16 protein-coding genes are annotated in these 24,367 nt (G+C 69.4%); 11 read left to right on the top strand and 5 right to left on the bottom strand.

What is annotated here, in order from left to right; all coding sequences use genetic code 11:
• Positions 1 to 75: 75 nt before the first annotated feature.
• Positions 76 to 2,940: a glycoside hydrolase family 3 C-terminal domain-containing protein gene (locus ACWIHT_RS19395; protein WP_456169340.1), complete on the bottom strand. Its 2,865-nt coding sequence runs from the start codon at positions 2,938 to 2,940 to the stop codon at positions 76 to 78.
• A 291-nt stretch (positions 2,941 to 3,231) separates the two neighbouring features.
• On the opposite strand from ACWIHT_RS19395, the gene ACWIHT_RS19390 reads away from it, so the two are divergent.
• From ACWIHT_RS19390 to ACWIHT_RS19360, 7 genes are all read left to right on the top strand, one after another.
• Positions 3,232 to 4,923 (top strand): extracellular solute-binding protein, encoded by a 1,692-nt coding sequence (locus ACWIHT_RS19390; RefSeq protein ID WP_456169339.1) that lies wholly within the window; start codon positions 3,232 to 3,234, stop codon positions 4,921 to 4,923.
• A 27-nt stretch (positions 4,924 to 4,950) separates the two neighbouring features.
• Entirely contained in the window at positions 4,951 to 5,985 is a 1,035-nt protein-coding gene (locus ACWIHT_RS19385) for an ABC transporter permease (protein ID WP_456169338.1), read from the top strand.
• Positions 5,982 to 6,935: a carbohydrate ABC transporter permease gene (locus tag ACWIHT_RS19380; protein WP_456169337.1), complete on the top strand. Its 954-nt coding sequence runs from the start codon at positions 5,982 to 5,984 to the stop codon at positions 6,933 to 6,935. The genes ACWIHT_RS19385 and ACWIHT_RS19380 overlap by 4 nt, the downstream gene beginning before the upstream one ends.
• Before the next feature lie 123 nt (positions 6,936 to 7,058).
• Positions 7,059 to 9,275 (top strand): 1,4-beta-glucanase, encoded by a 2,217-nt coding sequence (locus ACWIHT_RS19375; protein WP_456169336.1) that lies wholly within the window; start codon positions 7,059 to 7,061, stop codon positions 9,273 to 9,275.
• Positions 9,275 to 11,245: a beta-galactosidase gene (locus ACWIHT_RS19370; protein WP_456169335.1), complete on the top strand. Its 1,971-nt coding sequence runs from the start codon at positions 9,275 to 9,277 to the stop codon at positions 11,243 to 11,245. The genes ACWIHT_RS19375 and ACWIHT_RS19370 overlap by 1 nt, the downstream gene beginning before the upstream one ends.
• Positions 11,242 to 13,500, top strand: a complete 2,259-nt coding sequence (locus ACWIHT_RS19365; RefSeq protein ID WP_456169334.1) for a glycosyl hydrolase family 95 catalytic domain-containing protein — start codon at positions 11,242 to 11,244, stop codon at positions 13,498 to 13,500. The genes ACWIHT_RS19370 and ACWIHT_RS19365 overlap by 4 nt, the downstream gene beginning before the upstream one ends.
• Positions 13,501 to 13,536: 36 nt before the next feature.
• A complete protein-coding gene (locus tag ACWIHT_RS19360; RefSeq protein ID WP_019074788.1) occupies positions 13,537 to 14,250 on the top strand; it encodes a glycoside hydrolase family 12 protein in 714 nt (237 codons plus the stop codon).
• Between the two features lie 16 nt (positions 14,251 to 14,266).
• Here ACWIHT_RS19360 and ACWIHT_RS19355 read toward each other — a convergent pair whose 3' ends face one another.
• From ACWIHT_RS19355 to ACWIHT_RS19345, 3 genes are all read right to left on the bottom strand, one after another.
• Complete coding sequence (locus tag ACWIHT_RS19355) at positions 14,267 to 14,656, bottom strand: hypothetical protein (RefSeq protein WP_456169333.1); 390 nt, start codon at positions 14,654 to 14,656, stop codon at positions 14,267 to 14,269.
• Positions 14,657 to 14,777: 121 nt separating this feature from the next.
• A complete protein-coding gene (locus ACWIHT_RS19350) occupies positions 14,778 to 16,820 on the bottom strand; it encodes a glycoside hydrolase family 31 protein (RefSeq protein ID WP_456169332.1) in 2,043 nt (680 codons plus the stop codon).
• A 63-nt stretch (positions 16,821 to 16,883) separates the two neighbouring features.
• Complete coding sequence (locus ACWIHT_RS19345) at positions 16,884 to 17,897, bottom strand: LacI family DNA-binding transcriptional regulator (protein WP_456169330.1); 1,014 nt, start codon at positions 17,895 to 17,897, stop codon at positions 16,884 to 16,886.
• A gap of 265 nt (positions 17,898 to 18,162) precedes the next feature.
• Here ACWIHT_RS19345 and ACWIHT_RS19340 point away from each other — a divergent pair, with 265 nt between their 5' ends.
• Together ACWIHT_RS19340 and ACWIHT_RS19335 are read left to right on the top strand one after the other, a co-directional pair.
• On the top strand, positions 18,163 to 18,972 hold the full coding sequence (locus tag ACWIHT_RS19340) for a GH12 family glycosyl hydrolase domain-containing protein (protein WP_456169329.1): 810 nt from the start codon (positions 18,163 to 18,165) through the stop codon (positions 18,970 to 18,972).
• Positions 18,973 to 19,083: 111 nt separating this feature from the next.
• Positions 19,084 to 21,015: an acyl-CoA dehydrogenase family protein gene (locus ACWIHT_RS19335; RefSeq protein ID WP_456169328.1), complete on the top strand. Its 1,932-nt coding sequence runs from the start codon at positions 19,084 to 19,086 to the stop codon at positions 21,013 to 21,015.
• Positions 21,016 to 21,022: 7 nt separating this feature from the next.
• Here the strand turns inward: ACWIHT_RS19335 and ACWIHT_RS19330 are convergent, their stop codons facing one another.
• Positions 21,023 to 21,472 carry a lamin tail domain-containing protein gene (locus ACWIHT_RS19330; protein ID WP_456169326.1) on the bottom strand — a complete coding sequence of 150 codons (450 nt, stop codon included), beginning with the start codon at positions 21,470 to 21,472 and terminating at the stop codon, positions 21,023 to 21,025.
• Positions 21,473 to 21,660: 188 nt separating this feature from the next.
• Between ACWIHT_RS19330 and dxr the strand changes: the two genes are divergently transcribed.
• Positions 21,661 to 22,929: a 1-deoxy-D-xylulose-5-phosphate reductoisomerase gene (gene dxr / locus ACWIHT_RS19325; RefSeq protein WP_456169325.1), complete on the top strand. Its 1,269-nt coding sequence runs from the start codon at positions 21,661 to 21,663 to the stop codon at positions 22,927 to 22,929.
• A gap of 8 nt (positions 22,930 to 22,937) precedes the next feature.
• Positions 22,938 to 24,230 carry a M50 family metallopeptidase gene (locus ACWIHT_RS19320; protein ID WP_456169645.1) on the top strand — a complete coding sequence of 431 codons (1,293 nt, stop codon included), beginning with the start codon at positions 22,938 to 22,940 and terminating at the stop codon, positions 24,228 to 24,230.
• Positions 24,231 to 24,367 lie beyond the last annotated feature (137 nt).

The raw sequence follows: 24,367 nt of genomic DNA, 5'->3' as shown, positions 1-24,367 counted from the left end.
GTCTCCCTGTGGGGGCCCGGCGCCGATGCCTTCCGGTGCCGGGCCCCTACTTTCCGTCGGCCTGCTTCCGGACCCTCAGCCGGAGAAGCCGACGTGCGCGAGCCGCAACGGGCCGCGCAGCCTGATGTGCACGTCGTGCAGGCCCTCGGCGACGACCCCGGCGCCGAGCGTGGTGTAGTCGTACGGCCCGGATGTCGGTGCGGGCGGGGCGAGTCGGGTGAGTCGGGCGAGTGTCGGACCGCCGTCCAGGGACAGTTCTACGACCCCCTCGCCCGCCACTTCCACGGTCACCTCCGTGACCCCGGCACCGAAGTCGCAGTGCCGGTAGACCAGTTCGGCCGTGTCGCCGTCCACCGGGGTCACCGCGTCGCCCGCCGTCTTCGTCCGGTCGACGATCTCGCCGCCCGACTGCTCGTCGAAGTCGGCCGCCGGCAGGCCCCGTTGGAGGAGATCGCGGGGTGCGGCGGCCTCACCGGTGAGCGTCACGGTCGTCCGCAGGCGGATGTCCTCGCTGGAGGCGCCGACGAAGAGGTCGTACAGCCCGGGTTCGAGACGTCGGCCGCCTCGCTTCACATCCCAGAACTCGAAGGCGGACAGCGGGACTTCGAAGGAGAGTTCCGCCGTCTCGCCCGGGGCGAGGGTCACGCGGCGGTGTGCGACCAGTTCGCTGAGCGGGCGGGGTACCGACGGGTTCACCGCGCTGGTGTACAACTGCGCGACCTCGTCGGCCGTCACGTCCCCGGTGTTGGTGACCGTGAACTCCACGTGCACCGCGCCGAGTTCGGTCCGGAACCGCAAGCCGCCGTAGGAGAAGGACGCGTACGACAGGCCGTGGCCGAACGGGAACAGCGGGGTGCCCTCGAAGTAGAGGTACGTCTGCCCGCCGCCGATCACGTCGTAGTCGAGGAGGTCGGGCAGGTCGGCGTCGGCCGCGTACCAGGTCTGGGGAAGGCGGCCGGCGGGGGAGACGTCGCCGGCGAGGACGCGGGCCAGGGCGGTGCCCGCCGCCTGGCCGCCGTGGGCGGTCCACAGGATCGCGGGGAGGCCGGGGAGGCCGGGGAGGTCAGTGGGGTCGACCGTGTATGGGTACGCGGAGACCAGGGCCAGCACTGTGTTCGGGTTCGCGGCGCGGGCCGCGCGCAGCAAGCGCTGCTGGTGGGCGGGCAGTTGGAGGGTCGTGCGGTCCTCGGTCTCGCGGCCGTTGATGTGCGGGTCGTTGCCCGCGACGACGAGCACCACGTCCGCCGCCTCGGCGACCCGGGCCACCGCGTCCTCGCCGCGCTCCACGATCAGCAACTCGAAAACTTCCGCGCCCTCCTCGGCAACCTTCACGCCGTCGGCGGCGACAGAGACGTGGCGACCCGTACCGATGTGCAGCAGGAGGTGACCGTTCTCGTGGGGTTCCAGGCGGAATGTCTCCTGGACGACCCAGCCGCCGGGCTGGTCGGCGGAGGCGCGCACATAGCCGTCCTCGGCGACCGAGAGGTAACGGCCGTCCGGGGCGCGGAGGGTGAGGACGCCCTCGCCCCAGTCGACGAGCGCGAGTTCCGTGCCCGTGGCGTCCGTGGTGAGCGGAGGCAGATCGGTGCGGCCCGCGAGGAGGGCCGGGTCCAACGCGCCCTCCGCGCCCCGTACTTCGTCGGCCACGTCCGCCAACGGGACGTGCAGGTAGGCGCCTTGGGAGGTCTTCAGCCGGACCCGGTCCACGCCCTCCGCGAACTCGACGCGCTCGGCGCCGAACCGCTCGTACAGGCCCTCCAGCGGGGTGGAGCGGTGGATCAACGTGCCGCTGTACCAGTCGAGTTTGCACTCGTCGGCGAGCAGACCGACCACGGCGAGGCGGGTGTCGTGGGCGAGGGGCAGCAGGTCGCCGTCGTTCTTGAGGAGGACGACCGCTTGCTCGGCGGCCTCCTGGGCGAGGGCCCGGTGTGCCGGGGTGTCGAAGTCCTCGATGCCCGCGTGCGGGTCGTGCGCCGGGTCGAACTCGCCGAGCCGGAACCGGACCGAGAGCTGACGGCGCACCGCCGCGTCGAGGTCCGCCTCGGTCAACAGGCCCTGATCCAGGGCGCCTTGGACCCGCGCCACGATGATCGAGCCGTCCGTGCCGTGGTCGGTGAAGCTGTCCACGCCGGCGAGCAGCGAGGCCGCCGTCGCCTTCTCGTGCGTGTCGAAGTAGTGCTCGGAGTCGACCAGGTTGGAGGGCGCGCCCGCGTCCGAGCAGACCAGCAGGTCCTCGTCGGTCCAGGTGCGCAACTGCTCGCGCAGATACGGCGAGACGTGATTGGGGCGGCCGTTGACCAGGTTGTAGGCCGGCATCACCCCGGCGACCGCGCCCGCCTCGACCGTCTCGCGGAACGCGCGCAGGTCGTACTCGTGCAGCACGCGCGGGCGGACGGAGGACGAGGTGACGTCACGGCCCGTCTCGTTGTTGTGCGCCAGCCAGTGCTTGAGGACGGGCGCCGTACGCCAGTACGTCGGGTGGTCGCCGCGCAGGCCGCGCGTGTACGCGGTGGCGATCGCCGAGGTCAGCCTCGGGTCCTCCGAGTAGCCCTCCTCGTTACGGCCCCACAGCGGGTGGCGCAGCAGGTTCACCGTGGGGGACCAGACGTTGAGGCCGACGCGGTCGTCGCGGGCGCGCATCGCGCGGACCTCCTTGGACACCGCATCGCCGACCCGTCGTACGAGCTCCTCGTTCCAGGTCGCGCCCAGGCCCACCGCCTGTGGGAAGACCGTCGCCGGGCCCATCCAGGCCACCCCGTGCAGGGCCTCCTGGCCGGTGCGGAACGCGGCGACGCCCAGGCGGTCCACGGCGGGCGCGTACTGGTGCAGAAATCCGATCTTCTCGTCGAGGGACAGCCGCGCCAACAGATCGTCGATGCGCTTCGCGAACGGCAGCTGCGGGTCGCGGAAAGGCGGCGTAGGCGGCGTTTGTGCGGTCACGTGGGGTTCCCCTTGCGATGGAGCGGCGCGGCTCTTTCGAAGCGCTTCGATGCTGATTCGATGAGGAGCAGGTGTCAAGAGACCTTCACCGTTATTTCAAGCAGCACATACGGACAGGTCACCCCGCACACCTCGGAGGAATCTTGGAAGCGACCCTTGTGCACCCTTGGACGTTCACTTAACCTCGCAGCAACATCGAAGCGCTTCGACTAAGTGCTCTGTTCCACTCAAGACACCGCAGCCGACGGCTCCACCGCCGGGTGTCCTGGTGCGCCATGAAGGGTTGACGCAATGACGCCGAACGCCTCCGCCGCCTCCGCTCCCAGCCGGAGAAGCTTCCTCGCCTCCACGGCGGTCGTCGCCGCAGCGGTGGCGGGAGGGGTACCGCTGCTCTCCGCCTGCGGCGCCTCGGACAGCGGCTCGGGCGGTGGCAGTTCGCAGGGCAAGGGCGTCAAGAAACTGCTGCCGGCGTTCGTGGCCAGCAACGTGGTGACCCCGGACCTCCCCTCCAAGAACGGCTCCGCGATCGGCTTCTCCAGCAAGCTCGACCTCGCCACGCTGAAGACCTCGGTCCCGAAGAAGCTCGGCAAGGGCGGCAAGGTCTCCATCATGTCGCCGTTCTGGGGCTCCCCGCCGAAGAGCGACAACGCCTACTACAAGGCGATGAACGACCTGATCGGCGTGGATGTGGCCTGGCAGAACCAGGACGGCAACACCTACGACCAGAAGCTCGGCGCGGTCCTCGCCTCCAGCGACATCCCCGATGTCGTGGTCATCCCGGGCTGGAACATGGGCGGCAAGATACCGAGCGCCATCATCGGCAAGTTCGCCGACCTCGGCCCCTATCTCTCCGGCGACAAGGCCAAGGACTACCCGAACCTCGCCGCGATCCCCTCCGACGCCTGGCAACGCTGCATCTTCGGCGGCAAGTTGCGCGGACTGCCCATGCCGTCCTCGTACGTCCCCAACATCGTGCCGCTCTACCGCAAGGACATCTTCGACAAGGAGGGGTACCAAGTCCCCACCTCCGCCGACGAGTTCATGGCCCTGGCCAAGGAGATCACCAACGCCAAGGCCAAGCGCTGGGCCTGCCTGGACATGAAGTGGACCGCCTTCAACGCCTGGGGCGTGCTCTCCGGCAGCGAGAAGTCGCTCGGCTGGAACATGGTCGACGGGAAGCTGATCAACCGCGTCGAGACCCAGGAGTACCTGGAAGCGCTGGAGTGGACGCGCAAGCTGTTCGCCGCCGGATACGTGCACCCGGACGCCAAGTTGGGCAAGAGCGCGGCCACCGACCCGGGTCCCAAGTTCGCCGCCGGCGAGTTCCTCATCTACGCCCAGGACATCTCGCAGTGGTGGAGCCGCACCGCCGAACAGGCCACCCAGAACCCGTCCTACAAGATCTGGGGCATGGACATCTTCGGCCACGACGGCGGCGACCCGACGCTCTGGGCCGGCGAACCGGCCGGCATCTTCGCCTTCATCAGCAAGAAGGCCTCCGAGTCCGTCATCCATGACGCGCTGGCCGTCGCCAACGTCACCGCCGCGCCGTACGGCACCAAGGAGTACATGCTCACCAACTACGGCGTGGAAGGCACCCATTACACCGTCAAGAACGGTGTGCCCACCAAGACCGACCAGGGCAACAACGAGGTCATCAACGCCTACGTCATGGTCGCCAGCCCCGCCGCGACCATCGCCCACCCCGACTTCCCCGACGTCGCCAAGGCGCAGGTCGAGTGGCAGCAACGAATGGGCGCCTTCACAAAGAAGTCGACGTTCTACGGCCAGCAGATCACCGAACCGAGCCGCTACACCAACCTCTCCAACGACTTCGAGCAGTTGGAGGACGACATCACCCGCGGCCGCAAGAAGATCAGCGACATGCAGCAGGCCGTGTCGGACTGGAAGAGCAAGGGCGGCGACCAACTCCGCGCCTGGTACCAGAAGTTGCTCGACGACAACGGCACCGCGACGAGCTGACCCGGTACCGAGGCAAGGAGAACGGCCGTGTCCCACAGCACGGTGCCTCGGAGCAGGGCCGAGGCCGACACGACGGAAAAGACCCCGGTGGCGTCCGGCGGCGCCACCGGCACCCGGCGCAACCGCCCCAAGGGAAAGCTCGGTTGGCGCCTCAGGTTCAGACGCGACCGCGTCCTGCTCCTGATGACCCTGCCCGCCGTCCTGCTCATCCTGGTCTTCAACTACCTGCCGATCCTCGGCAACATCGTCGCCTTCGAGGACTACGACCCCTACGTCAGCGACAACGGCATCGTCTCGATGCTGCACAGCCCCTGGGTCGGCCTGGAGAACTTCCAGCAGATCTTCGCGGACTCCGCCTTCTGGAGCGCCGTACAGAACACGTTCGTCCTGTTCTCGCTCCAACTGGTCCTGTTCTTCCCGATCCCGATCCTGCTCGCGCTGCTGATCAACAGCGTGGTCAGGCCCCGGGTCCGGGCGATCTCCCAGGCCATCCTCTATCTCCCGCACTTCTTCTCCTGGGTGCTGGTCATCGCCGTATTCCAGCAACTCCTGGGCGGGGCAGGCCTGTTCTCGCAACTACTCCGTCAACACGGCTTCGACGGCCTCGACGTGATGACCGACCCCAACACGTTCAAGTTCCTGATCACCGCGCAGAGCGTGTGGAAGGACGCGGGCTGGGGGATCATCGTCTTCCTCGCCGCGCTGTCCTCCGTCAGCCCCGACCTCTACGAGGCCGCCGCGATGGACGGCGCAGGGCGCTGGCGCCGCATGTGGCATGTCACGCTGCCCGCGCTCCGCCCGGTGATCGCGCTGCTGCTGGTACTGCGCGTGGGCGATGCGCTGACGGTCGGCTTCGAACAGATCCTGCTCCAACGCGACGCCGTGGGACCGGGAGCGGCCGAGGTCCTCGACACCTTCGTCTGGTGGAACGGCGTCCGCAACCAGGACTTCGGCTACGCCGCCGCGGCCGGACTCGTCAAGGGCGTGATCAGCCTCGGCCTGGTCCTCGCCGCGAACAAAGTGGCCCACCTCATGGGCGAGCAGGGGGTGTACAAGAAGTGACCGCCGTCATCGACAAGCCCGTCGAGCCAGTCAAGTCCGTACGACAGCCGGGCCGTTGGGCCGCGCCGCCGCGCCCGACCTGGGAGGAGGAACCCAGCAGGGCCGGGCTCGCAGGCAAGGGGCTGGTCCTCACCCTCGCCTGCCTCGGCATCCTCTTCCCCCTGTGGATCGTCCTCGTCACCAGCCTCTCCTCCCGCAAGACCATCGACCAGGCGGGCGGCCTTGTCATGGTGCCCAAGGGCATCACCTTCGTCGCCTACAAGGAACTCCTCAGCGGCGGCCAGGTCACCCGCGCGGCGGTCATCAGCGTCCTCATCACCGTCGTCGGCACGGCGTTCTCCATGACGGTGTCCGTCCTGTGCGCCTACGGGCTCTCACGCATCGGGTCGCTCGGGCACCGGTGGATCCTGATGCTGCTGCTCGCCACGATGTTCTTCAGCGCCGGGCTCATCCCGACGTACCTGCTGGTGCAGTCGCTGGGCCTGACCGACAGCTATCTGGCGTTGATCCTGCCTAGTGCGCTCAGTGTCTTCAACATCCTTGTCCTGCGCGGGTTCTTCATGGGCATCTCGCAGGAACTCGTCGACAGCGCGCGGATCGACGGTGCCGGTGACTTCCGCATTCTGTGGCAGATCGTCATGCCTTTGTCGCGGGCGGTGCTTGCGGTTATCACGCTGTTCTACGCCGTGGGTTATTGGAGCGCCTGGTTCAACGCGTCCCTGTATCTCAACGACCAGGACATGATGCCGCTACAGAACGTCATGATCCAGCTGGTGCAGAAGCAGGAGGCTCCGGTGGGGCTCGCCCAGGCGATCAAGACGGGGGAGCTGTCGGGGCTGGCCGTGCAGATGGCGGTCATGGTGATGGCCTTGTTGCCGGTGGCTGTGCTTTCGCCGTTTGTGCAGCGGCACTTTAAGAAGGGGATGCTGACGGGCGCGGTCAAGGGTTGATTCGCTTATGTCCGCGGGCGCGTTGGGGCTGGTCGCGCCCACGCGGCGGAGCCGCAAATCGATACAGCACCGCGCCCCTTAGGTAGGAATCCTCACCCCATCTCAAAGAGCGAGGTATGTCTCATGCGCGCGTCCCGCCCGAGCCGGCGTGCCGTTCTCGCCAGTACCGCAGCCGTCGCCGCGCTTACCAGCTTGCCGACCCTCACAACGAAAGCTGACGCGGCGGAAGTTGACACCGTCAGCCCCTCCTACCGTTGGCGCAACGCCACCATCGGTGGCACCGGATTCGTCACCGGCGTTCTCTTCCACCCCTCCGTCCGTGGTCTCGCCTACGCCCGTACCGACATCGGCGGTGCCTACCGCTGGGACGACCGCACCGCCCGCTGGATCCCCCTCACCGACCAACTCGGCTGGGACGACTGGAATCTGCTCGGGGTGGAGGCTCTCGCCGTCGACCCGACGCATCCGAACCGGCTGTACCTCGCCGTCGGTACGTACGCGCAGTCCTGGGCGAGCAACGGCGCGATCCTGCGCTCCGAGGACCGAGGCGCCACCTGGACCCGTACCGATCTCACCGTGAAGCTCGGCGGCAACGAGGACGGGCGCGGTGCCGGAGAGCGGCTGCTCGTCGACCCGCGTGACAGTGACACCCTGTGGCTCGGCACCCGGCACGACGGACTGCTCAAGTCGGCCGATCGGGGCGCCACTTGGGCAGCCGTCAGCGGCTTCCCCGCTACCGCGAGCCCGTCCGGCCAGGGCGTCACCTTCCTCGTCGCCGTCGGTCGTGCCGTCTACGCCGGGTGGGGTGACGGCGACGGGAGCGCGACCGCCGTCAACCTTTACCGCACCACGGACGGCGGCAAGTGGGAGGCCGTCCCCGGGCAGCCCACCGGCACCTCCGCCAAGGTCCCGATCCGTGCCGCCTATGACCGCCACGCCCGCGAGCTGTACGTGACGTACGCCGACGCACCCGGGCCCAACGGCCAGTCCGCCGGGAGCGTCCACAAGTTCGGCCCCGGCAGCGGACGTTGGACCGACGTCACCCCCGTCCAGCCCGGCGGCAGCGACACCTTCGGCTACGGCGGGGTCGCCGTCGACGCCCGTCGCGCGGGCACCGTCGTCGTCTCCACCAACAACCGCTGGGCGGCCGTCGACACCCTGTACCGGACCACCGACGGTGGCCTCACCTGGACGTCCCTCAAGGACTCCGCTGTCTTCGACGTGTCCGAGACTCCTTTCCTCAAGTGGGGTGCGGACCAGCCGAAGTTCGGCTGGTGGATCCAGGCCGTCGCCGTCGACCCGTACGACTCGAAGCACGTCGTCTACGGCACCGGCGCCACGCTCTACGGCACCCGTGACCTCACCCACTGGGCACCGCGGATCCGTGGCCTGGAGGAGACGTCCGTGATCCAGCTGATCTCGCCCCTGGTCGGGGAGGCGCACCTGATCAGCGCCTCGCGGGACATCGGCGTGATGTACCACGAGCGGCTCACGGCGTCTCCGTCGCGCGGCATGGCGGCGAACCCCGTGTTCGGGTCGGCGACGGGGATCGCGCAGGCCGCGGGCAGGCCGGCGTATGTCGTCCGCACGGGCTGGGGCGACAACGGCAACGGTGCCTACTCTGACGACGGCGGCCGGACCTGGGCGCCCTTCGCTGCCCAGCCCTCCATCGCCCACGACGCACCGGGGCCGATCGCCACCAGCGCCGACGGCGGTACGCTGCTGTGGTCCTTCGTGCACTGGGACGGCACGAAGTACCCGGCTCACCGCTCGGCGGACAACGGCGCGACCTGGTCCGAGGTCTCCTCCTTCCCGAAGGGCGCCACGCCGGTCGCCGACCCGGCCGACTCGACGCTCTTCTACGCATACGACACCGACACAGGAACGCTATACGCCAGCACTGACAGTGGCCTCTCGTTCACTGCGCGTGCGGGTGGGCTGCCCGCCGGGGACAGCCAGTTCCAGCTGGTCGCGGCACCGGGCAGGTCCGGTGACCTGTGGCTGAGCGTGAAGTGGAACGGGCTCTACCGGTCCGTCGACGGTGGCGCGAGCTTCAGCAAGGTCGGGAGTTGCTGGGCCTCGTACACCCTCGGCTTCGGCAGACCCGCCCCCGCGCCCGCCCGCAGCGCCGACTACCCCGCGATCTATCAGGTCGGCTCCACCGAGACCACTACCGCCGTCTACCGCTCCGACGACGAGGCCAAGACCTGGGTGCGGATCAACGACGACCAACACCAGTGGGGTTGGACCGGTCAGTGCATCGTCGGTGACCCGCGCGTGTACGGCCGTGTCTACCTCGCCACCAACGGGCGCGGCATCCAGTACGGGGAGCGGATCTGATGCCCCGGCTCGGTGACGCCACCCGTGGACGCGTCCTCTTCGGCGGCGACTACAACCCCGAACAGTGGCCCGAGGAGACCTGGCAAGAGGACGTCCGGCTGATGAGGGACGCCGGCGTCAACTCCGTCACCCTCGGCGTCTTCTCCTGGGCGAAACTCGAACCCGCGCCAGGGGCAAGGGAGTTCGGCTGGCTCGACCGGCTGATGGACCTGATGCACGAGAGCGGCATCGGGGTCGTCCTCGCCACCCCCACCTCCTCCCCGCCGCCGTGGCTGGGCCGCCTCCACCCGGAGACCCTGCCCCGGGACGCCGACGGCCGGATCGAGTGGTGGGGCGGACGCCAGCACTTCTCGCACTCCAGCGCCGTCTACCGACACCACGCCGCCGCCATCACCGAGGCCCTGGTCGCCCGTTACGCCGACCACCCCGCCCTCACGATGTGGCACATCAACAACGAGTACTGCACCTTCGACTACGGCGACGAGGCCGCCGTCACCTTCCGCCGCTGGCTGCGCGCGCGGTACGGCACACTCGACGCCCTCAACTCGGCCTGGGGCACGGCGTTCTGGAGCCAGGGCTACGACACCTGGGACGGCGTCCTGCCCCCGCGCCACGCCCACTACCTAAACAACCCCACCCATGTGCTCGACTTCCGGCGCTTCACCTCCGACATGCTGCTGGAGTGCTACACCGCCGAGCGGGACATCGTCCGTCGGCACACCCCCCACCTCCCGGTCACCACCAACTTCATGCCGCTGTGGGTGGGTCAGGACGGCTGGCGCTGGGCCGAGGAGGAGGACGTCGTCTCGGTCGACCTCTATCCCGATCCGCGCGATCCGCTCGGTGCCCAAAGTGCCGCTCTGGTGCAGGACTTGACCCGTTCGCAGGCGCGCGGCCCGTGGATGCTCATGGAGCAGGCGGCCGGGTCGGTCAACTGGCGCGGGGTGAACCACCCGAAGCCGCGCGGCCTCAACCGCCTCTGGTCCCTCCAGGCCGTGGCCCGTGGCGCCGACGCCGTCTGCTACTTCCAGTGGCGCCAATCCCGGCAGGGCGCCGAGAAGTTCCACTCCGGGATGCTCAGTCACGCGGGGGAGCGGGGCCGTACCTTCCAGGAGGTCAAGCAGCTCGGCGCCGAACTCGCCCGTATCGGCGGCGAGGTGACGGGGGCTCACATCACCTCGGACATCGCGATCCTGCACGACTGGCACGCCTGGTGGGCCGGTGCCCAGGACGGCCGCCTCTCCACCGAGGTCGACCACCCCGAGGTCGTCCGAGCCTGGCACCGCGCCCTCTGGGAGTCCCACCTCACCACCGACTTCGCCCACCCCGAACACGACCTGTCCGCCTACGAGTTGGTGGTCGTCCCGCAGCTCTACGTCCTCACCGACACCGCGATCGGCAACCTCCTCGCGTACGTCCGCGGCGGCGGCACCCTCGTCTGCGGCTTCCTCACCGGCGTCGCCGACGAGGACGACCGCGTCCGTCCCGGCGGCATGGACGCCCGCCTCCGCGAACTGTTCGGCATCCGCACCCTGCACGAGTGGTGGCCGCTGGAACCGGGGGAGACCGTCGAGTGCGAGGGCTTCCGCGGGACGCTCTGGTCGGAGGAGATCGAGCCCGAGGACGGCGCCGCCGACGAGGCGATCCCGTACAAGGGCGGGGAGTTGGAGGGGCTACCGGCCGTGCTGCGCAAGGGCAGGGCCTGGTACGTCTCCACGCTCCCCGAGCCGTACGCGCTCCGCGCCCTGCTCGCCCGCGTCGCCGCGGAGGCGGGCGTCCGCCCGGTACTCGAAGGGCTACCGGCGGGTGTCGAGGCCGTACGCCGGGGCGAGCTGCTGTTCCTCCTCAACCACGGGCGCGAACCGGTGACCGTCGAAGTCCCGGGCCGCCACGACGACTTGCTCACCGACACGACCGTCGAGGGCGAACTCACTCTCGGCCGCTACGGCGTGGCGGTGCTACGGCCATGACCGGTCGGCCCGCGCAAGAGAGCCCCGTCCACGGCACCTGGGAACCTCTCCCTGCCGCCCGCTGGGAGGACGCCTACCTCAGTGGCAACGGTCGGCACGGTGCTCTCGTGTTCGGTGATCCGGACGACGACCGTGTCATCGTCACGCATCACACGCTCGTCCGCCCGAACGGCGCCGAGCGCGCCCGGCCCCCGCGCCTCGCCGGTCAACTCCCCGCGCTTCAGGACCGGTTGCTCGTCGGTGATCTCACGGCCGCCGAGGACTTCACGGACGGGCGTCCGCTCCAGTGGGTCCAGCCCTTCCACCCGGCCTTTCGGACCCGACTGCGCGGACGGCCGACGACCGCCGGCGCGGAACGCGACTACCGCCGCTCCGTCGACTTCACCACCGGTGAGGTCACCGCCCATCGCGGCGACTGGCGCAGCCGCGTCTTCGTTTCCCGCGCCGACGACGTGATCGTCCAGCACGTCACGGCCGCCGACCTCACCCTCGACCTCGCCCAGGAGCACGAACTCCCTGGTGCGCCATCGGGGTTGGTGGTCGGCCACGGCACGTTCCTCACCCCCGAGGGTGCTCTGCTCAACCTCCGTGTCCGCTACCCCGACAGTGACCGCGCCTACACCGGGGTGACCCTGGCCGTGGTCACCGGCGGCACAACCCGACTCGCGCCGAACGGAGTTCGTATCACCGGCGCCACCGAGGTCCTGCTCCTCACGCGCGTACGACGCCACACCGGCGAACTGGACGTCGCGGCGGAGACCCGCGCCCTACGCGCCCTGCTGCCCGACGGACGGCAGCCGGGCGAACGGCAGGCCGATAAAGGGCAGCCCTACGACACCCTCCTCGACCGTCACCTCGTCCTCCACCACACGGCCTACGCCCGCGTCACCCTCGACCTCCGGGGCGACACCACCGAACGCGCCCTCCCCGGCTCCGAGTTGCTCAAACGACCCAGCACCCCCGCCCTCCTGGAACGCCTCTTCGCCGCAGGGCGCTACCACCTTCTCTCCGCCAGCGGTCTGCTCCCGCCCCGCCTCACCGGCCTGTGGACCGGCGACTGGAACACGGCCTGGTCCGGCGCGTTCACCAACGACGCGAACCTCAACCTCCAGACCGCCTCCGCCGCGAGCGCCGCCCTCCCCGAAGTCACCGACGCCCTCGCCTCCCTGATCCACCGTCAGTTCGACGACTGGCGGGAGAACGCCCGTGCCGTCTTCGGCGCCCGGGGCGTCGTCGCGCCCGCGCACACCGACGGCGAGTCCGGGCTGTCGTACCACTTCAGCCGTGAGTACCCGCTGCATCTGTGGACCGCGGGCGCCGACTGGCTGCTCAAGCCGCTCGTCGACCACGACGAGACGCGGGGCGCGCGCGATCCCCGTACCGCCGCCGCGCTCGCCGAAGTCGCCCTGTTCTACGAGGACTTCCTGACCCGAACGGACTCCGACGGCCAACTGGTCCTCGTCCCCTCCTACTCGCCGGAGAACCGTCCCGCGAACGGCAGTTGGGGTGCCATCAACGCGGCGATGGACCTCTCCGCCGCCCGGCACGCGCTGCGCACCGCCGCCGACTACCACCCGGGCACCCCGCGGGCCGACCGCTGGCGCGCCCTCGCCGACCGGCTCCCGCCGCACCGGGTCAACTCCCAGGGCGCGCTGGCCGAATGGGCCTGGCCCGGCCTCGACGACAGCTACGACCACCGCCACCTCAGCCACCTCTACGGCGTCTGGCCCCTCGACGAGATCAACCCCTACGACACCCCGCGCCTCGCGGCCGCAGCGCACCGCGCGCTCCAACTCCGGGGCGCCGAGAACGATTCGGCGCACGGCCACCTCCACCACGCGCTCGTCGCCGCCCGGCTCCGCGACGGCGAGCGGGTCGCGCACGCCCTCGGCCAGGTCCTCGACGGCGACTTCTTCCACGCCTCGCTGATGAGCGCGCACTACCCCGACCGCGACGTCTACAACGCGGACGCCGCACACACCCTGCCCGGCGTGCTGATCGAGACGCTGGTGCAGTCCACGCCGGACCGGCTGGTCCTGCTGCCCGCCCTCCCGGCGGCGTATCCGCAAGGCCAACTCACCGGCGTACGCACGAGGTTCGGGGCGGAGATCGATCTGACCTGGACGCCGGACACGGCTGTCGCGGTCCTGCGCCCCACCCGCACCCACCGCGTCGAACTGCGGACTTCCTCCGGCACTCAGCCGCTCGAACTCGTCGCCGGAGAAGACCGCGTCCTCACCCTGGGGGCGCGGTAGCCACACACAACTCCCCCCACCCATGGAAGGGACACCATGGCAACACGCACCCGCAGCAGGCTGGTCATGGCCCTGCTGGCCCCCGCCCTCGCGCTCGGCGCCACCGTCGGCCTCGCCTCGGCCCCCGCCTCCGCCGCCGTCTGGAGCTCCTGCGACCAGTGGGGCAGCACGACCCTGAACGGCTACACGCTGTACAACGACATCTGGGGCTCCGGCGCGGGCACCCAGTGCATCTGGGCCAACTCCGGTACCAACTGGGGAGTTACCGCCAACCACCCCAACACCGGCGGCATCAAGGCCTACCCCAACGCCAAGAAGGTGATCGGGAAGTCGATCACCTCGCTCGGTTCGCTCAAGAGCAGCTACAACGTCACGGTGCCGTCGTCCGGCGCGTACAACACGTCGTACGACATCTGGGACACCAACTACGCCTACGAGATCATGCTCTGGGTCAACAAGACCGGCGCGGTCGGCCCGCTCGGCACCTCGCAGGGCAGTCTGACGCTGGGCGGTTCCACCTGGACCGTCTACAAGGGCAACAACGGCAGCAACGACGTGTTCTCGTTCGTGCGCAGCTCCAACTCCTCGTCCGGCACGATCGACATCCTGCCGATCCTCAAGTGGATCAAGGACACCAAGGGCTGGTTCGGCAACGTGACCATCGGGGACCTTCAGTTCGGGTTCGAGATCACGTCCTCGTCCGGCGGGCTCGCCTTCACCACCAACAGCGAGAGCGTCACCAGCAGTTGACCCACCCCAGTACCGCTCAGCCGCCCGGTCCCCGCACTCCGCGGGGGCCGGGCGGCTCCGCGACGACGAGCGCGGCGACCCAGCAGCCGAGCGCGGCGAGCACGAGGCCGCCCACGGCCGGGTTGACGTAGCCGGGAACCGTGCGGGTGACATAGCTTCCCCCGCCCGTCGTCTCGCAGACGAACCTGAGCGGGACGAAGTCCACGGAGTAGTCCACGACTTGGGCGGCTCTGGGGTCCTCCGGCCCGCCCTCCTCCCCGTTGGTCGTACGGCAGGGCAGTATCGGCGAGGAGTTGGCACCGCCGTCCTCGGCCTGGAACAGCGCGCCCAGCACGTAGAGCAGACCCCACAGATACAGGGCGAACGCGGCCAGGCCCGCCGCCCCGGCGAGCTTGCGTAGGACCATCGCAGGAGTCCACCAGAACAAGATCGGCACGGCTGTGACGGAGCCCACAGTTCCGCGCAACGGAAGCGTCACGGCCGGCGGGGCCGCCCGGAGGAGCGGTCCAACTCCCCTGCGGACGCGGCTACTCCGCGATCGGCAGCGTCGCCCCGTCCCGCAGGAACAGCGGGATACGGTCCAGCGGGGCGTCGACCGTCACGGCCGTGCCGCCCTCGTACGTCTCGCCCGTCCACGCGTCCGTCCACCAGGCGCCCGCCGGGAGATAGGCCGTACGGGCCGTGGCGCCCGCCGTGAGCACCGGGGCCACCAGCAGGTCGGGGCCGAAGAGATACGCGTCGTCCACCGACCAGGCCGCCGGGTCCCCGGGGAACTCCAGGAACAGCGGCCGCATCACCGGCAGCCCCTCCTCGTGCGCGGCCCGCATCACATCGAGGACGTAGGGCTTCAGGCGCTCGCGCAGCCGCAGGTACTTCTCCAGGACGGGGAGGGCCCGATCGCCGTACGACCAGACCTCGTTGGGGCCGCCCGTCATGTCGGGGCCGAGCGGCATGCCCGGGTCGCGGAAGCCGTGCAGGCGCATCAGCGGTGAGAGCGCGCCGAACTGAAACCAGCGGACCATGACTTCCTGGTACGCCGGGTCGTCCGGGTCGCCGCCGTGGAAGCCGCCGATGTCCGTGTTCCACCAAGGGATGCCGGACAGCGCGGTGTTGAGGCCCGCGGCGATCTGGCGGCGCAGGGTCGGGAAGTCGGTGCCGATGTCACCCGACCACAGCGCGGCGCCGTAGCGCTGACTGCCCGCCCACGCCGAGCGGTTGAGGGTGATGATCTCCGATTCCCCCTCGGACAGCAGTCCTTCGTGGAACGTACGGGAGTTCTCGGCCGGATAGATGTTGCCGACCTCCAGGCCAGGGCCCGCCCAGTAGCGCAGGTTCTCCTGGAAGCCCGGCTTCAGCTCCGGCTCGCAGGCGTCCAGCCAGAAGGCCGTGATGCCGTACGGCACAAGGTAGTTGTCGCGGATCTTCGCCCACAGGAACTCGCGGGCCCCGGGGTTGGTCGCGTCGTAGAAGGCGACCTGGACGGTCGACGCGACGCCCTTGTCCGGCCAGTCGGCGTGGGCCATCGGCCCGTACTGCGTGCCGATGAGGTAGCCGCGCTGTTCCAGTACGCCATGGTTCTCGCTCAGCGGCGACACCGACGGCCAGACGCTCACCACCAACTTCACACCCAGCTCGTCGAGTTCGCGCACCATGGCCGCCGGGTCGGGCCACTCCGCCGGGTCGAACTTCCAGTCGCCCAGGTGCGTCCAGTGGAAGAAGTCGCAGACGATCGCGGAGAGGGGCAGCTCGCGGCGCTTGTACTCCCGTGCCACGGCGAGGAGTTCGGCCTGGGTGCGGTAGCGCAGCTTGCACTGCCAGAAGCCCGCCGCCCACGTCGGCAGCATCGGCGTACGGCCCGTCACCGCGCTGTAGCGGCGCTGGCCGTCGGCCGGGTCGCCCGCGGTGATCCAGTAGTCGATCTGCCGGGCCGAATCGGCCACCCAGCGCGTGCCGTTGCCTGCCAGCTCGACCCGTCCGATCGCCGGGTTGTTCCACAGCAGGGTGTAACCGCGGCTGGAGACGAGTACCGGGATGCCGACCTCGGCGTTGCGCTGCACTAGGTCGAGGACCAGCCCCTTCTGGTCCAACTGCCCGTGCTGGTGCTGCCCGAGGCCGTACAGCTTCTCGTCCTCGTAGGCGGCGAAGCGCTGTTCCAGGCGGTGATGGCCGTTGCCGACCGCCGTGTAGAGGCGCGAGCCGGGCCACCAGAAGTGGGCGCGGGCCTCCGCGAGGAGTTCGGCGGAGTCCTCGGTGCGCAGGAAACGGATCAGTCCCTCGGCGTCGACGTGGACGGTCAACTCGCCCACGGTCAGCTGTGCTTCACCGTCGCCGATCTTGATCGAGCCGTCCGCGGCGGGAGGTTCGTCGAGAAGGGCACCGGGGAGCCCGTCGAGGATCGGTCCGCCGAGCCGGGCCCGTACCCGGACCGCGTCCGGACCCCAGGGCTCGATCCGTAGGGTCTCCTGACGGCCGCTCCACTCCAGCGCGCCGTCCCGCTCACGGAACGTGCCGATGGTGGGGGAGGACTGCGCGAGACTGACCTCGGACTGGATATCGGCAGGCAGATTCACGAGGAGTGCTCCTGGAGGAAAGCAGACAGGGGGAAACCGCACAAACACGTGGAGCGTGGCTGGTCAAGAAGCCGACGGCGCCGGCCCCGTACTCGCCCGCACCGTCAACTCCGGTGCGATCAGCACGACTTCGTCGCTGCCGCGGCCGTCCAGCTTGGCCACCAGGTGCTCCACGGCGTAACGCCCCATCTCCTGCGCGGGGATGGCGACGGACGTCAGCCGCACCGAGGCCTGGGTGGCGACCTGGTCGGGGCAGACCGCGACCACCGACACGTCCTCCGGCACGGCGCGGCCCTGCTGGCGCAGCAGCGCGAGCAGCGGCTCGACCGCCGACTCGTTCTGCACGACGAAGCCCGTGGTGCCGGGGCGCTCGTCGAAGATCCGGGCCAGCGTCACCGCCATCGCGTCGTACCCGCCCTCGCACGGCCGGTGCAGTACCCGGAGGTCCAACTCCCGTGCCCTGGACCGGAGTCCGTCGAGGGTGCGTTCGGCGAAACCGGTGTGCCGTTCGTAGACGGCGGGTGCCTCGCCGATGACAGCGATGTCCTGGTGACCGAGCTTAGCGAGGTGCTCGACGCACAGCGCGCCGGTCGCCCCGAAGTCGAGGTCGACGCAGGTCAGTCCGGTGGTGTCGGCGGGGAGGCCGATGAGTACCGAGGGTTGGTCGGTGCCGCGCAGCAACGGCAGCCGCTCGTCGGCGAGTTCGACGTCCATCAGGATCATCGCGTCGGCGAGCCCGCTGCCGGTGACCCGGCGGACCGCGTCGGGGCCCTCCTCGCCGGTGAGCAGCAGCACGTCGTAGCCGTGCAGCCGGGCGGTGGTCGCGACGGCGATGGCGATCTCCATCATCACCGGTACGTACATGTCCGTGCGCAGCGGCACCATCAGCGCGATGATGTTCGACCGGCTGCTGGCCAGGGCGCGGGCGCCCGCGTTCGGGTGGTAGCCCAGCTCGCGGATGCTCTGCTCGACCCGCTGCCGGGTGGCTCCGGAGATGGACCGCTTGCCGCTGAGGACATAGCTCACCGTGCTCGCCGAGACTCCGGCGTGCTGGGCGACCTCGGCGAGGGTGACCATCCAGCTCTCCAAGCTTTGTGAAGCGCTTCGACAGTGCGCGTTGCTGACAAGGGCGAGTGAGGGTGGTTCGACATTAGCTTCAGGCGGTGTGGGTGTCCATAGGTTGTCGAAGCGCTTCGACACTTTCTCGTCGAGGTCGGCTCCGAGGCCGGTTCAGCGAGATTCTCCGCGACGGAAGGCAACCTCCGGGTGGCTCGGCGGCCACTGGAAGGTCGTAACGGCCGCTGACGGGCCGTAGACGAACCGTCCCCCGGAAGGACCCCCGATGCAACACCGCAGACCCCGTCTCTCGAAGAAGGCGAAGGTGCTGGCCGCGGGCGCGGTCGCGCTCACGGCGCTCGCCGGCGTCACCGTCGCCCAGGCGGGCGAGACGAGCAAGAAGTGCGGGGCCTTCGACACCGTCACGCTCGGCAAGTACTACGTGAACAACAACCTCTGGGGCCAGGACAAGGCCACCGGCAGCCAGTGCGTGTGGGACAACTCCCAGTCGGGGTCCACGATTTCGTGGGGGACGTCCTTCAGCTGGGCCAACAACAGCAAGGGCACGGACGCGGACGTGAAGTCGTACGCGAGTACCGTCCTCGGCTGGCACTGGGGCTGGAAGGTCGACAAGGCGACCACCGGACTGCCGATCCGGGTCGGCGACCGCAAGCCGGTGAAGACGACCTGGGACTTCACGCTCAGCAGCAACCCCGGCACGCTCGATGTCGCCTACGACCTGTGGCTGCACTCGAAGAACACCGCCGACTGGGCCGACCAGCCCACCGACGAGATCATGATCTGGCTCAACCGGCAGGGCGGCGCGGGCCCGCTCGGCACCAAGTACGGCAGCGTCAGCCTCGACGGCGCGATGTGGGACATCTACCAGGGCGACATCGGCTGGAACGTCTACTCCTTCGTGCGCCGGGCCAACACCACCAAGGCCACCCTCAACATCGACGACTTCACCCAGGCCCTGGTCCGCCGCAAGCTGCTCAGCAACGACAAGTACCTCTCCGGCATCGAGTCCGGCACCGAGGTCTTCAAGGGTTCGGGGCGCCTTGACACAAAGGCGTACTCCGTCGACATCGGCTGAACGGACGCGCGAAGGGTGGCCGCTTCGCGGCGGATCGGGTACATACGAACGGGTAGCACCCATCGGTAACCACACGGCACCGAGGGTCCGATTCGCGGCGAGGTGAGCCTCATGTCCGCTCCACCCAGCAAACCCACCGTCACCGAGCGAGAGGCCCGGCAGGTGGCGGAGGCCGCCCGGGAACAGGACTGGCGCAAGCCCAGCTTCGCCAAGGAACTGTTCCTCGGCCGCTTCCGGCTCGACCTCATCCACCCCCACCCGCTCCCGCCCGACGAGGACGTGCGGCGCGGCGAGGAGTTCCTCGCGAGGCTGCGCGTCTTCTGCGAGACGGGGATCGACGCCGCCCGCGTCGAACGCGAGGCCCGCATCCCCGACGAGGTCATCGCCGGCCTCAAGGAGCTCGGCGCCCTCGGCATGAAGATCGACACCAAGTACGGCGGCCTCGGCCTCACCCAGGTGTACTACAACAAGGCGCTGGCGCTGGCGGGTTCGGCCTGCCCGGCGGTCGGCGTGCTGCTCTCGGCACATCAGTCGATCGGCGTACCGCAGCCGCTGAAGCTGTTCGGCACCGACGAGCAGAAGGCCGAGTTCCTGCCGCGCTGCGCCCGCACCGACATCAGCGCCTTCCTGCTCACCGAGCCGGACGTCGGCTCCGACCCGGCCCGCCTGGCGACCAGCGCGGTGCGGGACGGGGACGCGTACGTCCTCGACGGCGTGAAGCTGTGGACCACCAACGGCGTGGTCGCCGATCTGCTGGTCGTGATGGCCCGGGTGCCGAAGACCGACGAAGGCAAGGGCGGTATCACGGCGTTCGTCGTGGAGGCCGACTCGCCCGGCATCACCGTCGAGAACCGCAACGCCTTCATGGGCCTGCGCGGCATCGAGAACGGCGTCACCCGCTTCCACCAGGTCCGGGTCCCCGCCGCCAACCGCATCGGCCCCGAGGGCGCGGGCCTGAAGATCGCCCTCACCACCCTCAACACCGGCCGCCTCTCCCTCCCCGCGTCCTGCGTCGCGGCCGGCAAGTGGTGTCTGAAGATCGCCCGCGAGTGGTCGGCGGCCCGGGAACAGTGGGGCAGGCCGATCGCCGAGCACGAGGCCGTGGGCAAGAAGATCTCCTTCATCGCGGCGACGACCTTCGCCCTGGAGGCCGTACTCGACCTCTCCTCGCAGATGGCCGACGAGGACCGCAACGACATCCGCATCGAGGGCGCGCTCGCCAAGCTCTTCGCCTCCGAGATGGGCTGGCTGATGGCCGACGAGCTGGTCCAGATCCGCGGCGGCCGGGGCTTCGAGACGGCCGAATCGCTCGCGGCCCGCGGCGAGAAGGCCGTCCCCGCCGAACAAGTCCTGCGCGACCTCCGGATCAACCGCATCTTCGAGGGCTCGACGGAGATCATGCATCTCCTCATCGCCCGCGAGGCCGTCGACGCCCACCTCAAGGTCGCCGGCGACCTCATCGACCCGGACAAGTCCCTTTCGGACAAGGCGAAAGCGGGCGCGGGCGCCGGTGTCTTCTACGCCAAGTGGCTCCCGAAGCTGGTCGCGGGCAGCGGCCAACTCCCGGGCACCTACGGTGAGTTCCGCCACGGCATCGACCTCTCCAAGCACCTGCGTTACGTCGAGCGAGGTGCCCGCAAGCTCGCCCGCTCCACCTTCTACGCCATGTCCCGCTGGCAGGGCCGCATGGAGACCAAGCAGGGCTTCCTGGGTCGGATCGTCGACATCGGCGCGGAACTGTTCGCGATGAGCGCGGTCTGCGTACGGGCCGAACTCCTGCGCACCCAGGGCGAACACGGCCGCGAGGCCTACCAACTCGCCGACGCCTTCTGCGAACAGTCCCGCATCCGGATCGAGGAACTCTTCGGCCGCCTCTGGACCAACACCGACGACCTCGACCGCAAGGTGGTCAAGGGAGTCATGGGCGGCGCGTACACCTGGCTGGAGGAAGGGATCGTCGACCCGTCGGGCGAGGGCCCGTGGATCGCCGACACGACCCCGGGCCCGTCCAAGGCGGAGAATGTGCACCGACCCGTCAACTGACCTCGGATCAGCAGTACTTGTCGCTCGGATCCCGCGTCGTCCACGAACAGGTGTCGACCTTGCTGCCGGTCGCTCTGGTCAGCGCCGCCGTGTCGCTGGTGTTGTTCCAGACGTACCAGCCGCGGTTCTGGTACGTGTTCGACGCGGTGTCCGAGCCCTTGCCGGTGTGCACCTTGATGTACTTGCCGGCGCCGATCTTGATGTTCTTGAAGACATAGCGGTGGTTCGAGACGTCCTTGAGGACCCACCCCTTGAGCGAGATCGCCGACCGGCTGGTGTTCTTGATCTGCACCCACTCGGCGTTGAGGCTCGTGTTGGAGCCGTGGTCCGAGCCCGGGCTGTCGAACCAGACGTGGTAGATCGTGACCCCGCCGGCGGCCTCGGCCGGGGTGCTCAGCAGTGTGCCGGTGAGTATCGCGGCGCCCGCGAGCGCGGGCAGGGCAGTGCGTATCCGCATGGAGAATCCCCCCAGGATGTCGTCCACGCGCCGGTCGGCCACCGGCGCAGGACTGAAGTGTTATCACAAGACCTTCACGCCGTATTCACAAAGGGGGATTTCCCTTCAATCACCGACGAGAGCCGATAAGCCACCCGCCCGAGGGAACCGCTGTCCACCTGGCCACCCGTTGCGGCAACAATGGAGGGATGAGCGACAGTCCAGCACCCCTCGCCGACCCACATCTCGTCTACGACCCCGTCGTGGGCGACGGTCCCAAGGCCCTGGTGATCCTCGGCTCCACCGGGTCCATCGGCACCCAGGCCATCGACCTGGTGCTGCGCAACCCGGACCGTTTCCGGGTCACCGCACTCTCCGCCAACGGCGGCCGGGTCGGACTCCTCGCCGAGCAGGCGTACCGGCTCAGGGTGCGGACGGTCGCGGTCGCCCGCGAGGACGCCGTACCGGCACTGCGCGAAGCGCTCGCGGCGCAGTACGGCACCGGGGAGCCGCTCCCCGAGATCCTGGCCGGACCGGACGCGGCCACGCAGGTCGCCGCCTCCGACTGCCACACCGTGCTGAACGGCATCACCGGCTCCATCGGCCTCGCGCCCACCCTCGCCGCCCTGGAGGCGGGCCGCGTCCTCGCGCTCGCCAACAAGGAGTCGCTCATCGTCGGCGGCCCGCTGGTGAAGGCCCTCGCGAAGCCCGGCCAGATCATCCCGGTCGACTCCGAGCACGCGGCCCTCTTCCAGGCCCTCGCGGCAGGCACCCGCGCCGACGTCCGCAAGCTCGTCGTCACCGCGTCCGGCGGCCCCTTCCGGGGTCGTACGAAGGCGGAATTGGCGAACGTGACGGTCGAGGACGCCCTCGCGCACCCCACGTGGGCGATGGGCCCGGTGATCACGATCAACTCCGCGACCCTGGTGAACAAGGGGCTCGAAGTGATCGAGGCACACCTGCTGTACGACATTCCCTTCGATCGCATTGAGGTGGTCGTGCACCCGCAGTCGTATGTCCACTCGATGGTGGAATTCAACGACGGATCGACGATCGCCCAGGCGACGCCCCCCGACATGCGCGGGCCGATCGCCATCGGGCTCGGCTGGCCCGAGCGGGTCCCCGACGCGGCGCCCGCGTTCGACTGGAGCAAGGCCTCGACGTGGGAGTTCTTCCCGCTCGACACCGAGGCGTTCCCCTCCGTCGGCCTCGCCCGGCAGGTGGGACAGCTCGCGGGCACGGCCCCGGCGGTGTTCAATGCGGCGAACGAGGAGTGCGTGGAGGCGTTCCGCGCGGGCGCGCTGCCGTTCAACGGAATCATGGAGACGGTGACACGGGTGGTCGAGGAACACGGGACACCGGCCACGGGAACCTCGCTCACCGTGCCGGACGTCCTCGAAGCGGAGACCTGGGCGCGTGCCCGGGCCCGCGAACTGACAGCGCAGACGACCACGGCGAACGCGGAGGCGCGTGCATGACAGCCCTGATGATGATCCTCGGCATAGTCGTCTTCGCGGTCGGCCTGCTGGTCTCGATCGCCTGGCACGAGCTGGGGCATCTCTCGACGGCGAAGCTCTTCGGCATCCGGGTGCCCCAGTACATGGTCGGCTTCGGCCCGACCATCTGGTCCCGGAAGAAGGGCGACACCGAGTACGGGTTCAAGGCCATCCCGTTCGGCGGCTATATCCGCATGATCGGCATGTTCCCGCCCGGCGACGACGGCCGGATCTCGGCCCGCTCCACCTCGCCCTGGCGCAGCATGATCGAGGACGCCCGCTCGGCGGCCTTCGAGGAACTCCAGCCCGGCGACGAGACCCGCCTCTTCTACACCCGCAAACCCTGGAAACGGGTCATCGTGATGTTCGCGGGCCCGTTCATGAACCTCATCCTGGCGGTGGCGCTCTTCCTCACCGTCCTGATGGGCTTCGGGATCTCGCAGCAGACCAACACGGTCAGCTCGGTCTCCCAGTGCGTGATCGCGCAGAGCCAGAACCGCGACACCTGCAAGTCGACCGACGCCGCCTCCCCGGCCGCCGCGGCGGGCCTCAAGGCGGGCGACAAGATCCTCAGCTTCAACGGCGTCAAGACGACCGACTGGAACAAGCTCTCCGACCTGATCCGAGCCGCTCCCGGCAAGACGGTTCCGATCGTCGTCGAGCGCAAGGGCCAGGACGTCACCCTGCACGCGAAGATCGCGAGCAACCAGGTCGCCAAGAAGGACTCCAGCGGCCAGATCGTCCAGGGCCAGTACGTCACCGCGGGCTTCCTCGGCTTCAGCGCGGCCACCGGCATCGTCCGCCAGGACTTCGGCGACTCGGTCACCTGGATGGGAGACCGCATGGGCGAGGCCGTCGACTCCATCGCGGCCCTCCCCGGCAAGATCCCGGCCCTGTGGAACGCGGCCTTCGACGGCGCCCCCCGCCAGGCCGACTCCCCGATGGGCGTGGTCGGCGCGGCCCGCGTGGGCGGCGAGATCTTCACCCTCGACATCCCGCCCACCCAGCAGCTGGCGATGGCCCTGATGCTGGTGGCAGGCTTCAACCTCTCCCTCTTCCTCTTCAACATGCTCCCGCTGCTCCCGCTCGACGGCGGCCATGTCGCGGGCGCGCTGTGGGAGGCCCTGCGCCGCAATCTGGCGAAGGTGCTCAAGCGCCCGGACCCGGGCCCGTTCGACGTGGCGAAGCTGATGCCGGTCGCGTATGTGGTGGCGGGGATCTTCGTCTGCTTCACGTTGCTCGTCCTCGTGGCGGACGTGGTTAACCCGGTGAAAATCTCCTAGTCATTCGTAGTTCGTGGCGGCCTCACATCCTTGATGTGGGGCCGCCCTCCATTGAGTGGGTTTACGGCCGGGATGTGCTCGGGCCCGCACGGTTGACGTAATCTCGAAGCCTGGAGCCCGCTGTTCCGGGACCGGGG

The sequence above is a fragment of the Streptomyces sp. NPDC002276 genome (assembly GCF_053891435.1).
The sequence above is the reverse complement of the archived record's forward strand: the minus strand, read 5'-3'. Positions and strand labels throughout refer to the sequence as shown.